The 14,746-nt window shown below is 32.8% G+C and carries 14 protein-coding genes and 4 tRNA genes; 2 read left to right on the top strand and 16 right to left on the bottom strand.

Going from position 1 to position 14,746, the window contains the following annotated elements:
* Positions 1–6 precede the first annotated feature (6 nt).
* The 13 genes from secE to BC748_RS11545 all read right to left on the bottom strand — a co-directional run bounded on the left by secE (position 7) and on the right by BC748_RS11545 (position 7,344).
* Positions 7–204 (bottom strand): preprotein translocase subunit SecE, encoded by a 198-nt coding sequence (gene secE, locus BC748_RS11605; protein WP_133533655.1) that lies wholly within the window; start codon positions 202–204, stop codon positions 7–9.
* Between the two features lie 15 nt (positions 205–219).
* Positions 220–290: transfer RNA gene (locus BC748_RS11600), tRNA-Trp, on the bottom strand.
* Between the two features lie 59 nt (positions 291–349).
* Positions 350–1,537, bottom strand: coding sequence for an elongation factor Tu (gene tuf, locus BC748_RS11595; RefSeq protein ID WP_133533654.1), 1,188 nt, complete (start codon positions 1,535–1,537; stop codon positions 350–352).
* 57 nt (positions 1,538–1,594) lie between these two features.
* Positions 1,595–1,666: transfer RNA gene (locus BC748_RS11590), tRNA-Thr, on the bottom strand.
* An 80-nt stretch (positions 1,667–1,746) separates the two neighbouring features.
* Positions 1,747–1,828, bottom strand: a tRNA-Tyr gene (locus BC748_RS11585).
* A 33-nt stretch (positions 1,829–1,861) separates the two neighbouring features.
* A tRNA-Thr gene (locus BC748_RS11580) sits at positions 1,862–1,935 on the bottom strand.
* Positions 1,936–2,025: 90 nt separating this feature from the next.
* On the bottom strand, positions 2,026–2,328 hold the full coding sequence (gene hpf, locus BC748_RS11575; protein ID WP_133533653.1) for a ribosome hibernation-promoting factor, HPF/YfiA family: 303 nt from the start codon (positions 2,326–2,328) through the stop codon (positions 2,026–2,028).
* Positions 2,329–2,361: 33 nt separating this feature from the next.
* A complete protein-coding gene (locus tag BC748_RS11570; protein ID WP_133533652.1) occupies positions 2,362–3,258 on the bottom strand; it encodes a tyrosine-type recombinase/integrase in 897 nt (298 codons plus the stop codon).
* Positions 3,259–3,324: 66 nt separating this feature from the next.
* The gene (gene rpsU, locus BC748_RS11565) at positions 3,325–3,519 is read right to left on the bottom strand and encodes a 30S ribosomal protein S21 (RefSeq protein ID WP_133533651.1); all 195 of its coding nucleotides are present in this window, start codon (positions 3,517–3,519) and stop codon (positions 3,325–3,327) included.
* A gap of 247 nt (positions 3,520–3,766) precedes the next feature.
* On the bottom strand, positions 3,767–4,936 hold the full coding sequence (locus tag BC748_RS11560) for an acyl-CoA dehydrogenase family protein (protein ID WP_133533650.1): 1,170 nt from the start codon (positions 4,934–4,936) through the stop codon (positions 3,767–3,769).
* Positions 4,937–4,966: 30 nt separating this feature from the next.
* Positions 4,967–5,848 carry a ComEA family DNA-binding protein gene (locus BC748_RS11555; protein WP_133533649.1) on the bottom strand — a complete coding sequence of 294 codons (882 nt, stop codon included), beginning with the start codon at positions 5,846–5,848 and terminating at the stop codon, positions 4,967–4,969.
* Entirely contained in the window at positions 5,845–6,072 is a 228-nt protein-coding gene (locus BC748_RS11550; protein WP_133533648.1) for a PspC domain-containing protein, read from the bottom strand. The genes BC748_RS11555 and BC748_RS11550 overlap by 4 nt, the downstream gene beginning before the upstream one ends.
* Positions 6,073–6,075: 3 nt before the next feature.
* Positions 6,076–7,344 (bottom strand): DUF2851 family protein, encoded by a 1,269-nt coding sequence (locus BC748_RS11545; protein WP_133533647.1) that lies wholly within the window; start codon positions 7,342–7,344, stop codon positions 6,076–6,078.
* 55 nt (positions 7,345–7,399) lie between these two features.
* On the opposite strand from BC748_RS11545, the gene BC748_RS11540 reads away from it, so the two are divergent.
* On the top strand, positions 7,400–9,046 hold the full coding sequence (locus tag BC748_RS11540) for a GLPGLI family protein (RefSeq protein WP_133533646.1): 1,647 nt from the start codon (positions 7,400–7,402) through the stop codon (positions 9,044–9,046).
* 71 nt (positions 9,047–9,117) lie between these two features.
* Here BC748_RS11540 and BC748_RS11535 read toward each other — a convergent pair whose 3' ends face one another.
* Positions 9,118–10,479, bottom strand: coding sequence for a pyridoxal-phosphate dependent enzyme (locus tag BC748_RS11535; RefSeq protein WP_133533645.1), 1,362 nt, complete (start codon positions 10,477–10,479; stop codon positions 9,118–9,120).
* Here BC748_RS11535 and BC748_RS11530 point away from each other — a divergent pair.
* Positions 10,467–10,742, top strand: coding sequence for a hypothetical protein (locus BC748_RS11530; protein ID WP_133533644.1), 276 nt, complete (start codon positions 10,467–10,469; stop codon positions 10,740–10,742). The genes BC748_RS11535 and BC748_RS11530 overlap by 13 nt on opposite strands.
* Here BC748_RS11530 and BC748_RS11525 read toward each other — a convergent pair.
* Together BC748_RS11525 and BC748_RS11520 are read right to left on the bottom strand one after the other, a co-directional pair.
* Positions 10,719–12,599, bottom strand: coding sequence for a putative porin (locus BC748_RS11525; protein ID WP_246014039.1), 1,881 nt, complete (start codon positions 12,597–12,599; stop codon positions 10,719–10,721). The two genes, BC748_RS11530 and BC748_RS11525, sit on opposite strands and share 24 nt — an antisense overlap.
* A gap of 123 nt (positions 12,600–12,722) precedes the next feature.
* Positions 12,723–14,648 carry a S8 family serine peptidase gene (locus tag BC748_RS11520; RefSeq protein ID WP_133533642.1) on the bottom strand — a complete coding sequence of 642 codons (1,926 nt, stop codon included), beginning with the start codon at positions 14,646–14,648 and terminating at the stop codon, positions 12,723–12,725.
* Positions 14,649–14,746: the final 98 nt, after the last annotated feature.

The following is a 14,746-nucleotide window of genomic DNA, read 5'->3' as shown; positions in this document are numbered from 1 at the left end:
TTAATATTATGGTTTTAACCAATTGAAAAACTCAGCAATTGATTTCGCAAAAAGCTCATCAACTCCCCAAGTAGCAACAGCTAATACAATTGAAAAAACAGCTACTATTATAGTATAGCGCTGAACATCAGCCCAAATTGGCCAAGAAACATTTGATTTCAATTCTTCGAATGCTTCCGATATATAATTAACAACTTTTGTCATTGTTTGTGAAATTTGCACGGGCGGAGGGATTCGAACCCCCATCAACGGTTTTGGAGACCGCTATTCTACCCTTGAACTACGCCCGTTTGTTAAAAAAACCCAGTGCTGTAAAAAACAACACTGGATTTTTATTATTTAAAATAAATTACTCTACGATTTCAGTTACTTGACCAGCACCAACTGTTCTACCACCTTCACGGATAGCGAAACGTAAACCTACGTTCATTGCAATTGGACTTAATAAAGCTACATCGATAGTTAAGTTATCACCTGGCATTACCATCTCTACACCTGCTGGTAAAGAAATAACTCCAGTTACGTCAGTTGTACGTACGTAAAACTGTGGACGGTAGTTATTGTGGAATGGTGTGTGACGACCACCTTCTTCTTTTTTCAAGATATAAACTTCAGCTTTGAATTTAGCGTGTGGTTTTACTGAACCTGGCTTAATGATAACCATTCCTCTTTTAATAGATTCTTTATCAATACCTCTTAACAATAGACCTACGTTATCTCCAGCTTCACCTCTATCTAATATTTTACGGAACATCTCAACTCCAGTAATAGTAGAAGTTAATTTTTCAGCTCCCATACCGATGATTTCAACAGGATCTCCAGTATTAGCAACTCCAGTTTCGATACGACCTGTTGCAACAGTTCCACGACCTGTAATTGTAAATACGTCTTCAACTGGCATCAAGAATGGCTTAGCAGTATCACGGATTGGCTCTTCAATCCAGTTATCACAAGCTTCCATTAATTCAATAATTTTTGGAACCCAAGCTGGATCGTTATTCAATCCACCTAAAGCTGAACCTTGAATTACAGGACCATTATCCCCATCATATTCGTAGAAAGATAATAAATCTCTGATTTCCATTTCAACTAATTCTAACAATTCCGCATCATCAACCATATCCACTTTATTCATGAATACAACGATTCTTGGAATACCAACTTGACGTCCTAAAAGAATGTGCTCACGAGTTTGTGGCATTGGTCCGTCAGTTGCAGCTACTACCAAGATAGCACCGTCCATTTGAGCAGCACCAGTAACCATGTTTTTTACGTAATCCGCGTGACCTGGACAGTCAACGTGTGCATAGTGACGGTTAGCAGTTTCATACTCAACGTGTGATGTATTGATAGTAATACCTCTTTCTTTTTCTTCAGGAGCATTATCAATTTGATCAAATGATTTTGCTTGACAATAACCTGCATCAGATAATACTTTAGTGATTGCAGCAGTTAATGTAGTTTTTCCGTGATCCACGTGCCCAATTGTACCAATATTAAGGTGTGGCTTGTTACGATTAAAATTTTCTTTTGCCATTTTAATTAATTTTAAACTTAGTTATATATTTATTAGTGTTCAAATTTTACAATTTTGAGCCAATGACGGGAATTGAACCCGTGACCTCTTCCTTACCAAGGAAGCACTCTACCCCTGAGCTACACCGGCTTTTGTGAGTCCAGTCCCGAAACTTCGGGATAGAATTGAGAACTTAGAAATTTCCAAATTCTTTTTTCTAAATTCTTTTGTGGGGAGAGCAGGATTCGAACCTGCGAAGACGTAGTCAGCGGATTTACAGTCCGCCCTCGTTGGCCGCTTGAGTATCTCCCCAACTTTTTTTATCAAAAACAATATGCCTTTTTGAGCCGGCGGAGGGATTCGAACCCACGACCTGCTGATTACAAATCAGCTGCTCTAGCCAACTGAGCTACGCTGGCATTATTCAATAAAAAAAGCCCGCTATTTCTAACGGACTGCAAATGTATGGATTTTATCTTTTAATCAAAACATTTTTATAAAAAAATTATTTAAATATGTGTTCTGATTTTTTCTTTGCGTTTTACTAACAATCTTTCTAGAGATTCTGATGACAATTCAACTGCTTCCTCGAAAGTTTTGCATTGCTTTTTAACCATAAAATCATCTCCTGGTACATGAATTTTTACTTCTACAATTTTATTTTCTTTCTCACTTGTCTTTTCTACCTTTAAAAAAACGTCAGAAGAGACAACTTTGTCATAATATTTATTAAGTTTCATCAATCTTTCTTGAATGAAATCAACTAATTTTCTGTCGACAGTGAAATTTACCGCATGAACATTTACCTTCATAATACTATTTTTATTGATTAAACATTTTTTGAATTATTTTTCATTCCTTGGATGAGCATTGCTATATACTTTTTTTAATTCTGACAAACTACTATTTGTATATACTTGTGTTGATGCTAAACTTGAATGTCCTAATAATTCTTTTACTGAATTTATATCTGCTCCATTGTTAAGCAAATGAGTCGCAAAAGTGTGTCTTAATATATGCGGACTCTTTTTTACTTTTTCAGAAACATTACTAAAGTAATAATTTATTATTCGATACACAAACGAATCGTTCATTTTAACTCCATTTAACAATAGAAAAAAATACTCTTTGTCACTAATAGATTGTAAATCCGATCTTTCTATCAAATACTTCTTGATTTGATTTTTTAAATTTGGAAGCATTGGTATCAACCTCTCTTTATTCCTTTTTCCTAAAACCTTAATCGTATTGTTTGACAAATCAACGTTTTGAAATTTTAAATTGATCAATTCTGTTCTTCGAATCCCTGTTGAGTAAAACAAATCTATTATTAATTTATCTCTTACTCCTTCAAATCCATCTTGGAATGGTATCTGATTCAGCACAGCATCAAGTTCTTTTTCTGAAAAGGGTATTTGAAGTTTTTTTTGAGTTTTTAATGCTTTGTGTTTTAGCAGCGGACTTGATTCTATTTGTTTAGTTTTTAATAGAAATTTGTAAAACGCTTTTAGTGAGGAAATTTTTCTATTTATTGACGTATTCGAAATTCCTTTATCTGACAGTAATACTATCCAAGAACGAATTAGAGAATAATTAACTTCCAATAAATTTTCTTGTTCGAATTCTTTTTTAATGTAGTCATGGAAAAAATTAAGATCAGCAAGATACGCCAATGAAGTGTGCTGGGAATAATTTTTCTCTAGTTGCAGATAATCTTGAAATTTATTTTTAAAATTTTCCATAAAAAAACCGTTACATCAAAGTTATGAAACTTTATAATGTAACGGTCATATTATTAAAAGGATTTTTTATCCTTCTACATTGTCTCTTAAGTTTTGAATATAAGCTGCTTTTTGAACTTGCGCTCTTCTAACTACAGATGGTTTAGTAAACGCTTGACGCGCTCTAAGTTGTCTTACAGTTCCAGTTTTATCAAATTTTCTCTTGTAGCGCTTTAATGCTCTATCAATGTTTTCTCCGTCTTTAATTGGTATAATCAACATAATTTAGACACCTCCTCTCGTTTAGTGGGTGCAAAAGTAATAATAATTTTGAATTATGAATTGTGATTTGTTAATTATTTTTAGCCCAGATTGAAACGGTTATCCTTTTTTAATGAAATTATAGTTTTTCATATAAAAAAAGAGCGACCAACGGAAGCTCCTTTTTTTATATTTAGAAAAACATAATTTTATAAAAAAGATAATAGTGGATAGCTGGATTGGCTTCTTATCATCTTTGTTGGATTTATCACTTGACTGCTGGCTGATAATTTTGTTTGTCTATTATCATTTTTGATAAAATTTCCTTTAGTATTTCGGATGTTCCTCCGCCGATTGGTCCAAGTCGACTGTCGCGAAGTAATCGTGCCAAAGGGTATTCTTCCATGTAACCATAACCGCCAAGCATTTGAAGGCAACTGTAGATGGTTTCATCGGCTACTTTGGTTGATTTAAGTTTTGCCATAGTTGCTTCTTTGACAACATATTCACCTTTGTTTAATCTGTCTACGGCTGCATAATTGAATATTTTACAATGTTCAACGTCAGTTGCATGTTCGACCATAGTGTGTCTTAGTGCTTGGAATTTATTTATTGTTGTGCCAAATGCTTCACGTTCTGACATGTAATTTATGGTGTAATCTATGGCATATTCGGCTCTAGCGTGTGCATTGATTGCCATGATTAATCGTTCTAAAGCAAAATGTTGCATGATGTATGGAAATCCTTTTCCCTCTTCGCCCATCAGGTTTTCTAGCGGAATTTCTACATTATCGAATGATATTTCGGCTGTATCTGAAGCACGCCATCCTAATTTATCCAATTTGGTTGCTGTTATTCCTTTCAAATTGGTATCCATCAGAAATATGCTAATTCCTTTATTTCCTAATTCAGGTGATGTTTTTGCAGCAACTACATAATAATCAGCATAAACACCATTGGTTATGAATGTTTTGGAACCGTTGATTATGTATTTATCGCCATTTTTTACTGCGGTGGTTTTCATTCCAGCCACATCACTTCCGCCAAAAGGTTCAGTGATACATAATGCTCCAATTTTTTCACCAGAAATACTGGTTGCTAAGTAGTCTTGTTTTATGCGCTCGTCTCCTTCTGCGTTTAGATGTGTCATTGCTAGATAAGAATGTGCCCACATTGCGGCTGCAAAACCAGAAGATTTTATTTTTTGGAGTTCTTCTAAAAATATAACAGTATAAAACAAATCCAAATTCAATCCGCCATAGGCTTCGGGATAGGCAATCCCGAAAAAGCCCATTTCACCAAATTTTTTCCAGATGAAGCGTTCTATCGTACCCGTTTTTTCCCATTTTTCGATGTGTGGCACTACTTCAACTCGCAAAAAATCTTGTAAACTCTTTCTAAATAATTCGTGTTCTTCTGTAAAGTATGATGAATTCATATAAATAATGCTGATTTTTATTCTATTTTTTTAGAATTCCAAATATAAGGCAATTATTTTTATTTTTTCAACAGGAAATCCTTTAATTTTTGCTAAATCCTCAATTTTTATATCATTGTTCATACTTCGATATGTTACTATCTCTTTGGCTAGAGCATATCTAAAATAGGGAAACTGAGATAACTCTTTGATAGTAGCTGAATTGATTTTAATCTTTTTTAGGCTTGTTGTATTTTTTACAAAAAAACTTTTATTCAAATTGTCAATAACTTCGGGAGATAAACCCCAGACATCAGTCATTTGTTCCATGCTGACAAAAGCGCCAAACTTTTCTTTTTGTTCTAAAATTCTTTTAGATAATCCTTCGCCTATTCCGTAAACTTTCATCAAATCTTCTTGCGTTGCTAGATTTATATCTAAAATGATTTTCTTTTCGGTTTTTGAAAAATCTTTTTTCTCAAACGAATTGGAAAAATTCTTTTTGTTTTTTACCCAATCAGGAAATTTGAAATAAGGTGAAATCGCGTTTAACAAACTGTCCGAAACTTGGGTTACTTGTTGAAATTCTTTAGCTGAATTTACAAATTTATTTTGCTTTCTAAAAGCTAATAATCTATCTATCTCTGCTACGGACATTCCAAGTTTATAGCCTTTAAAATCGGTAATGAAGTTTGGATTAAAAGGATAAATGGTTGGTTTATAATTTGACTTTAGCAATTTTAAACTATCGATTTCTTTTTGATACGACAGCCATTTTTCTTTTTCACTAACATTGTTTTCAACTGATTTAAAATTGAAAAAAAAGTAGATTAGTTGGCAAATAAAAATCAATAAAAACAACATAATTATTCCAATTCGTTGACTTTTAGAATAACTTAGTAGGGTTTGTAGAAAGGAGTCTTGAGTGTTCATAAGTCAAAAACGGAAGTTCTTTTGCCTCTGATTAAATCTTTTAATCGTATCCAAAACGCCAATGTTAGATATACGCCAAACCACAAACCCGCGGTTACAAAAGTGATGTAGATAAAAAACAATCGAACATTTGAAGCTCGCATTCCTAGTTTATCGGCCAAGCGAGAAGAAACGTGAAAACCGTGTTTCTCAAAGAAGTATTTTAATTTTATTATTGGTGACATAATTTAATTTTTTAAAAGTTGAATTCCAATAGCACAATTCAAACATTTACCCTGATTACAATATTCGTTTTTCAATTGTAATAATGATTGTGTTTCAAAAGCATTTTGTGATTTAATACCAAAGAAAGCAAACTTTTCAACGATGCTATTTTTTTCAAACTGTATGGAATTCATAATATTTAAAATAACCTCTGTGATTTCTTTTCCTTGACTTTTTGCATACGAAAATTGAATTGGAACAATCGTATTTATGATGAGTAAATCAATAAAAGACTTTGAAAACTTCTTTTTCTTCTTAGCACTTACTTTATCAAATTGATAATGTGTTTGCCAATAATTTGAAACTGAAATATCAAATAGTTTATAGAAATCGTCCGTTTTTGTTATAGCCATAATTTTTGAAAATAAATTTTGATACGTATTATATAACATTGCTAACTGAGCCAATCGAATGGTTGGAAAATTATCTGGTCGATGCTTAAAAAATTGAACTTGCGGATTTATTTTTTTTTGAAACTGGTATTTTTGAAGACAATAATCAAATCTTTTTTGAATATCTTTTGCATAATTATCTTCTGCTTCAAGTGGAATCAAATCAGACATTCCAAATAATACTGCTTCCAAATTTTCTATTTCAAAACTTTCTTTTCTAATGACTGAAAACGGAATTGACTTGGCTATTTTTAAAAAAGCTTCTCCGTTGGTATTTAAACCAAAATTTTTAGCTAACATACAAAACAAAACAGCTTCCCAATCATTTTCTGTTTCTTTTAACAATGCCAAAATTGGAATTTCTTTTCGTTCTAATCGTTCAAAAAACAATCGTTCTTGCCAATTTTGCAGCGCAAAATCATCAATCGTTTTAATTTGATTTTCACAATAAATCCATGATTTTTGAGTTTTCAGCTTCAAATAATTCTCCAAAACTTCTTTATAAACATAATTTTTGAGTTCCAATGTTGGGATTTCATTATTATCTTTTCTAAAAATTGGCACATCGTTTTCCCATACTACGTGGAGAATTACATTATCATATGCAGTATCATTTTCATGTTGATGTAAGTACCAATCGGAAGATTTTAAATGAATTTCTACGTTTCCAGCCCATTTTTGTTCGTTCAAAATTATTTGAGCATTAAAAAAATCAGGTCCAGCAAGTTGTAAATACTGTCCTGAATTAACAATTATAACTGAATCTCCAGCACAAGTTTTTAGGTTTGAAAAATCAAACTTCTTATATTGCCATACATAATGTAGAAAATCTTCTTTCACAAATTATCAATAAAAATCAAAAGTAAGAAATTTACCTTTATACTCAAAATTATTTATGAAAAAATTCCTAATCATTAGTTTGATTTTTATTTTTAAGTCCAGTTTTTCGCAAGAATATAAAATCACTTATCAAAGAAGTTCAAACGGAAATTTGATTGAAAATCAAGATGCTATATGGGTTTTTACCAATAGTAGTCAATCATTAATTAGTTCTGATAGAATCATAAATAAAAAAAGTGAATTCCCTTTTGAGCAGACTTTCATTAACCGAAACAATAATTTCTTTCAGCAAATGACCAATTTGAATGAAAAAGAAATTGTTTCCACAAAAGATAGCACATCATTAAAAAAACAAAATTTTGAATTTCTATCGGAAACCAAAAAAATATTAGGTTACCATTGTAAAAAAGCTAAAACGATTATCAATTCCAACACGATTGAACTTTGGTACACTGAAGACTTAAAAGTAAATGGTGCGCCAACTATTTTGGGACAAAATCTTGGATTAGTACTCGAAATGGTTCGCAACGGAAACTTTGTTATTGCCGCAACCAAAGTGGAAAAAATCAAAGCATTTCCGGTCGTTTCGCTTCCAAAAAAGAATGTTGATGTTTTAACTTATAAAGATTTGGTTTGGAAAAGTCGATTTACTACGATTGAAATTTTTAAAGACCAAATTATCAACTTTTCTAGCGAATCTATATCGAATGATAGTATTTTACGATTTGCCAATGGAACAATTGCGGTTAGAAAAGTAAAATTTCCCGCTATAAAATCGGGAAGTCAAATTTTTGCTGATGTAACCGAACAATCCAATGGCGATGCTTATGACAGAACTGGTTCGTTTTTTATCATTCCTACTGATAAAGAACTTTCATTTTTAAACGGTTTGAATAATGGTGTGAAATCTTTACCTATTTATTCTAATGGAAATGGAAAAGAGTATCAAGGTGTTGTTGCTACAAAAAACTACAATCCAATTGTGGAAATGATGCGTTTCTTCACTCCTTTTGGAATTAAGCAATATAATTATTTGGAGTTAAAAGATAAAATTTGGCATGACAAAGTGATGTATCGTCAGGACATTTCGGATTTGGCAAATCTAATAAGTGGAAAAGAAGTTTGGATTGGCATCAATATTGGCAATTATGACAAAGGCGGACACAAAGTTTTGGCAAATATTACTATTCATCCTGAGGAAAGTTCAGCAAAAGCTAAAGAAATTTTGCCGCTATTTTGCACCAATAATGTAATGGAAATGGCTGGACAAGAATATGGCACGATGTTCAGCAACGAAAAAGGTCTTGAGGTCAATTTCACGCTCGACAAACCTATGAAAAAAGCTAAACTACGATATGTTACAACTGGACATGGCGGTTGGGAAAACGGCGACGAATTTGTTCCGAAAAAGAATTCTATTTATTTAGACGGAAAAGAAACTTTCAGCTTTACGCCTTGGCGACAGGATTGTGGTTCGTATCGATTGTATAATCCAGCTTCGGGAAATTTTCCAAATGGATTATCATCGTCAGATTATAGTCGCTCGAATTGGTGTCCAGGAATGGTAACGTTTCCAATTTATATCGATTTGGGTGATTTGGAAGTTGGAACACATGATATTCAAATCAAAATTCCACAAGGCTTACCCGAAGGAACGAGTTTTAGTTCTTGGAATATTTCGGGAGTTTTGATTGGAGAATAGATAAAAGAAAAAAGAGCCAAGAAAAAAGAAAACACTCTTACTTCTTGACTCGTAGATCTTGGTTAAAAAAATTATTTTATAGAACTGATAATGTCATGTTTAGTAATAATATGATGTTTACCATTTCCTAAATCGACTAAGACAGCTTGATTGTCTTTATTGATTAGTTTAGAAATTTCTTCAATTGGTGCGTTGCCGCTCACAATTGGATATGGTTTTCCCATAATTTCACGGATTGGTTTTTCGGCTATGTTTTTATCTTCAACGTAACTGCGGAACAAATCAGTTTCATCGATGCTACCTACAAAACCTGTAGTATCAATTACTGGAATTTGAGAAATGTTATATTTTTTCAAACGTTCAATTGCGTGAGAAACTAATTCTTCCGTTCGAACAACTACTAATGGCTTGTCTTTGTGATCTTTGATTACGTCTTCGGCTTTGGTAATTTCTTCGTCAAGGAAACCTCTTTCTCGCATCCAATCGTCGTTGAACATTTTCCCAACATAACGGCTTCCGCTGTCGTGGAAAAGAACAACCACTACATCTTCTGGTTTGAAATGGTCTTTTAGTTGGTGTAAACCTTTTACGCATGCGCCAGCTGAATTACCAACGAAAACACCTTCTTCGAGAGCAATTTTGCGCGTATAAACAGCAGCATCTTTGTCGGTTACTTTTGTGAAACCGTCGATTAGCGAAAAGTCAACATTTTTTGGAAGAATGTCTTCTCCAATTCCTTCGGTGATGTATGAATAGATTTCGTTTTCGTCAAAAATCCCAGTTTCGTGGTATTTTTTGAAAACCGAACCATACGTATCAATTCCCCAAATTTTGATGTTTGGATTTTTTTCTTTTAGGTATTTTGCAACACCAGAAATGGTTCCACCTGTTCCTACGCCAACCACAAAGTGAGTAACTTTACCTTCGGTTTGTTCCCAAATTTCTGGTCCTGTTTGTTCGTAATGTGCTGTTGCGTTTGATGGATTATCGTATTGATTTACGTACCAAGAATTTGGAATTTCTGTTCCTAATCGTTTTGAAACGGAATAATACGAACGCGGATCGGTTGGTTCAACATCAGTTGGACAAACGATTACTTTTGCGCCAACGGCTCGAAGTATGTCCATTTTTTCTTTGGATTGTTTGTCCGTGATTACAAAAATACATTTGTATCCTTTTACAATGGCAGCTAATGCTAATCCCATTCCGGTGTTTCCAGATGTTCCTTCGATGATGGTTCCGCCTGGTTTTAATCGTCCGTCGGCTTCGGCATCTTCGACCATTTTTAGAGCCATTCTATCTTTGGTAGAATTTCCTGGATTGAAGGTTTCTACTTTTGCTAGAACTAAGGCATCAATTCCTTCTACGACTTTGTTTAGTTTTACTAATGGCGTATTCCCAATTGTTTCGAGTATGTTTTTTGCGTATTTCATTTTTAAATTTTGAGAAAAGAGATAATAGACTGATAGATAATAGACTTTTATTTCTTTACAAAGGTAATGCTATTTGTATTGTTTCCAAAAATTCGGATAGTTTATCGTTTAACCCTGATGGTAGTGGAAATCCTGTCATTGCATATCAAATTGTTGATGTGATTAGCTTCGTTCCTCGCAATGACAGATTGAAACGGACAGCAGGAATTGCATTTGCTGATAATCCTACCGATTGGTTTCTATTGAAAGAAAGTCCAGATTAATCCGAAGCGAACCATGAAGTCGCGGTAGGGATAATTTGGTGCTGTATAGTATTTGTTTGGCGAGAAAAGCGTGTTAAAATGTTCGGCTTTGAGAAAAATTCTTGTTTGACGAATTCGTGCATTTACAAAGAAATCTAGCATTGGGAAGTCGCCAATTTTCCTATCGGTTTGTACAAAAGCTTCAGTAACGACTGGGTTGTAGTCATTCATGTAATACTTGGTGAAGTAGTTGAGCGTGAAACCGGTTTGTAGAAAAAGTGCTTTTTTGAAGAAAAAATTAGTGAAATAAAGTGAGTTTCTAGTGGTGATTTGTGGCACATTTAGTATATCGTCTTTTTGGTCAACTTGTTGATATAAAATGGTGTTGTCTAGGGCAAGTTTCCACCATTTGAACTCGCGACTAGCTTTTATGGAAAGGTAGTTGATGGTTTTGTCGTATTGTTTTGGGGAAATGATTTGTTGAAGAGGATTTGTTGCAGCATTACTAAAATATAGGTAGTCGTTGATGGAACTTATTTTTAGTGTTGCATCGAACCATTGCGTTTTAGCTGTTGCTTGAAGATTGTTTATTTTTTCGTTGTTAAAATCATTTGCCCAGTTGTATTGCACATAGCTGCTTTGATATAAATTATAGATATGATCTGGGATTTTATTCAACATTTGGTACTGAAAATGAAACTCGTTTTTTTCGTTGAGTTTATATGTCAGTTGCGCATCAAGATTTGTCATTGGTTGATTTGAAATGGAATTTGAGTATTGAAATATTCCGTTCCATTTGTTTTTTCTGTATTCGTATTGACCACCAACGGTATTAATTTCGTCTGATAATTTGCTTGGAACAATTCCTGAGTCTAGAATTAAGATTTTGTTGTAAAAGTAATTATATCGAAAATCTTCGGCAAAGAACTGAAACTTTCCAAGTGTTGTGTTTTCATATATTGCACCGACTTTATTATACATTCGGTTGTAGCGCGTATGGTCATTGATACCAGCAGTTAGATATGAATCTCCAAAACGATTTATTCTTGTTGTTCCGATAGTAGATGGAACTGTGCGTTGATTGTATTCGAAGAACTTGGTTTCGTAATTGAATTGATGTGTTATGAAAAGATTATTGCTAGCAGCTTTAGAATTAATTCTAAAATTATGGTCTAAGAAATATCTTTTTCCTTTCATAAAACTTTTGGCATCTGTTAGATAAACCTCAAGTCGCGCACGATTATCAAAGTCTGGATTTTCTCCTTCAAAATCTTCAATAGTGGTTATTCCACCATTTTCACCGTTAAGAAAGTCTTGTCCTGTAAAATGAAAGTTTAGAAAATATCTTTTGTTTAAAGTGTTATAACTTGTCGTAAAACGAAAATTTCCTGTACTTGATAACTGGTTGATGTATTTTCCAAGAGAACGTAGTCCTTTAAAAGCAACAGACATATTAAATCTTTCTGAGGTATTAACCGCTATTAATGCATCAACTGATTGCCCTTGTTGCATGACGGTTTTAAAATATAGCTCAGTTATTGGTGTTGCAACTGAATAATAGTTAATGTCGTTAACTTGCATATAATTGAAATGCTTGCCAGAAAAACCAATTTCAGGGAACGAAAATTGTTTTTTATAACCATAATCTAATGCTGTATAGGTTTGCCCTTCATTGGCAAAAGGTAAAAGTCCAAAAATATCTTTACGAAGATAATTGTATTCGTATTCTTTTTTTATGGTTAAAGATGTATCAACGTAGGTTGTGTCCTTTTGAAGGGTTATGATTCGATATTGGTCGAAAGTTGAAGTTTTAAAATTTTTCTCCTTACTCGCTGTGGATGTAGTGTCTTTCTCGCTTTTACCACCTCCAATACTCAAAGATCTTTGGGAAAAAATATTAATAGAATAAATACAAAAACAAAATAAAATAAAATTTCTCATTACAATTACTTAACAAAGCAAATGTAATGAGAAATTAAACATAAAAAAATAACTGCTGTATTATCTCTTAACTATCTTTTGTGTAAATACACCATTGTCAGATTTTAAGTTTAGCATGTAAACTCCTTTTATTAATGAAGATGTTTCAATTTCAAAGCTATTTAAATTTGAAACTATTTCTTTTTTTATTAGTCTACCTTGAATATCGAATAATTCATAAGCTGTAAAATTATTTACTTCACTATTTACATATAAAATATCATTAACAGGATTTGGGTAAACAGCAATTTTATTCTGCGAAAACTGACTATTTGATAGACTTACTTGATCAAAACCTGAAACAATTAAACTATATGCTTGGGAACCTCCAGATAAAAATCCTTTTTTAGTTATTTGTATTGTATAAGTACCAATCGCATTATCTACTTCAACTTTTTCAACGTTATCAACTAAATTTTCACCCTTAATAGCTGGACCAGCTAAATTATTTAAATCTAATTTCCAAGGAAAAAAAGTTTCCGAGTTTTTTATAATCTTTAAATCTAAATCATGAGATAATGCTCTAGTTGATGAATTAAGCTGGTTATCTCTTGACGAACCAGCAATATCAGTCCAACACAAAGTAGCCTTCAATGTTTTGGGATCATTAACAGTTACTTGAAAAGAATAAGTACTATTAACACCAGATTGCGAAATAGTTCTTTCTGTTATTAAAGCAGTTGGATTTGGAGAACTAGCATTACTTATTAAGCTTGCACTTGAATTTGCATCCAAAAATCCCCAACCAAAATATGGATCAGGACCAATGTTACTAGTGTCGTCTAATGCTGTATGACAAACTAAACCTTTTATAGTAGCTGCACGCATGAAATTAGAATTCAAATTATTATAATGTTGCTGCAATAATATTAAAGTCCCTGCAACAGTTGGAGATGCCATCGATGTTCCTGTTAAAGTATCATAACTAGTTGTAGAAGCGCTACTTGATGAAAATAGATTTGTCCCATCCGCAGCAATATCTGGTTTAATTCTACCATCGTCAGATGGACCTTGACTACTTGACGGATTGATAACTAAATTAGACATCACTCCAGTGATAGGATTTACAGTCGGGTTTGCATTTGCAACAACTAAATTATTTTTACAGTTTTTGTTACCAGTTAGCTTATCGATTCCGGCAAGAAGTCCATTTGGGTAACTGTCTAGTCCAGAATTTCCAGCAGAAGTTACCATTAAATAATAAGGTAAATTTTGTGAAACTTGATCCCATTCTCTTGCTGTAGAATTGTAACAACCCATATACCAATTTGGAACATTTAACTCGCCATTATCATTAAGAACAGGAACACCATAAGAATGATTAGATATTAAAAGTCCATTATTTGAACCTTCATCAGTAACTTCAAATGCATCATTAGATGCAGTATAGGCAACAATATTAGACTCATATGCCATACCCTTCGCATTAGCTACAACACCTTTAGCTGCAATAGTTCCAACAACGTGAGTAGCATGCAACTCCGCATTAGGAGTTGGAGATGAAGAGTCAGGTACAGTAACTTTTGAAACCGAATTTGACATAAATTCTTGATGATTAACTAAAGGCCAATTAATTTCCCATACACCTACCTTCATACCAGAACCAGTTAAATTTAATCCTAAGCTACCTCCTGGGTAGAGAGTATTTGTTTTTGAAGCTAATGCACTCAATCTATTGTCCGTGGAAATATATACTGGACTGTTATCAATAACATCATAAATCATATATTTGATTCCACCGCTATAAAATTCAAGACTTTTATTAAAATTTGAATTTAAATAATTCTGAACCCTATTAGAACGTAATGTATTTGAATTAATAATATTTTCTTTTAAAATATTAATTTCATCCAAATTATATTTACTTCTTATAAACTCAATCTCTTTGACCGTTTGAGAAAAACAAGTAAAAGAGGTTACTAAAAAAATTAAAAGTGACTTTTTCATAGACTTACTTTTTTGATAATTGTATATTAAATTCAAAAATATGAAAAAAGAATCAATAAATAAAGATTTAAAAAAAAAACCGAAACTAAAAAGTTTCG

This window comes from Flavobacterium dankookense (assembly GCF_004362665.1).
GTDB lineage: Bacteria > Bacteroidota > Bacteroidia > Flavobacteriales > Flavobacteriaceae > Flavobacterium > Flavobacterium dankookense.
This window is presented reverse-complemented; position numbering and strand designations above follow the sequence as displayed.

Excerpts from the sequence above, each read along its gene's own strand:
- BC748_RS11535 (WP_133533645.1), bottom strand. The coding sequence starts at position 10,479 with ATGAAATACGCAAAAAACATACTCGAAACAATTGGGAATACGCCATTA.
- BC748_RS11555 (WP_133533649.1), bottom strand. The coding sequence starts at position 5,848 with ATGAACACTCAAGACTCCTTTCTACAAACCCTACTAAGTTATTCTAAA.
- BC748_RS11560 (WP_133533650.1), bottom strand. The coding sequence starts at position 4,936 with ATGAATTCATCATACTTTACAGAAGAACACGAATTATTTAGAAAGAGT.
- rpsU (WP_133533651.1), bottom strand. The coding sequence starts at position 3,519 with ATGTTGATTATACCAATTAAAGACGGAGAAAACATTGATAGAGCATTA.
- BC748_RS11520 (WP_133533642.1), bottom strand. The coding sequence starts at position 14,648 with ATGAAAAAGTCACTTTTAATTTTTTTAGTAACCTCTTTTACTTGTTTT.
- BC748_RS11540 (WP_133533646.1), top strand. The coding sequence starts at position 7,400 with ATGAAAAAATTCCTAATCATTAGTTTGATTTTTATTTTTAAGTCCAGT.
- tuf (WP_133533654.1), bottom strand. The coding sequence starts at position 1,537 with ATGGCAAAAGAAAATTTTAATCGTAACAAGCCACACCTTAATATTGGT.
- BC748_RS11570 (WP_133533652.1), bottom strand. The coding sequence starts at position 3,258 with ATGGAAAATTTTAAAAATAAATTTCAAGATTATCTGCAACTAGAGAAA.
- secE (WP_133533655.1), bottom strand. The coding sequence starts at position 204 with ATGACAAAAGTTGTTAATTATATATCGGAAGCATTCGAAGAATTGAAA.
- hpf (WP_133533653.1), bottom strand. The coding sequence starts at position 2,328 with ATGAAGGTAAATGTTCATGCGGTAAATTTCACTGTCGACAGAAAATTA.
- BC748_RS11550 (WP_133533648.1), bottom strand. The coding sequence starts at position 6,072 with ATGTCACCAATAATAAAATTAAAATACTTCTTTGAGAAACACGGTTTT.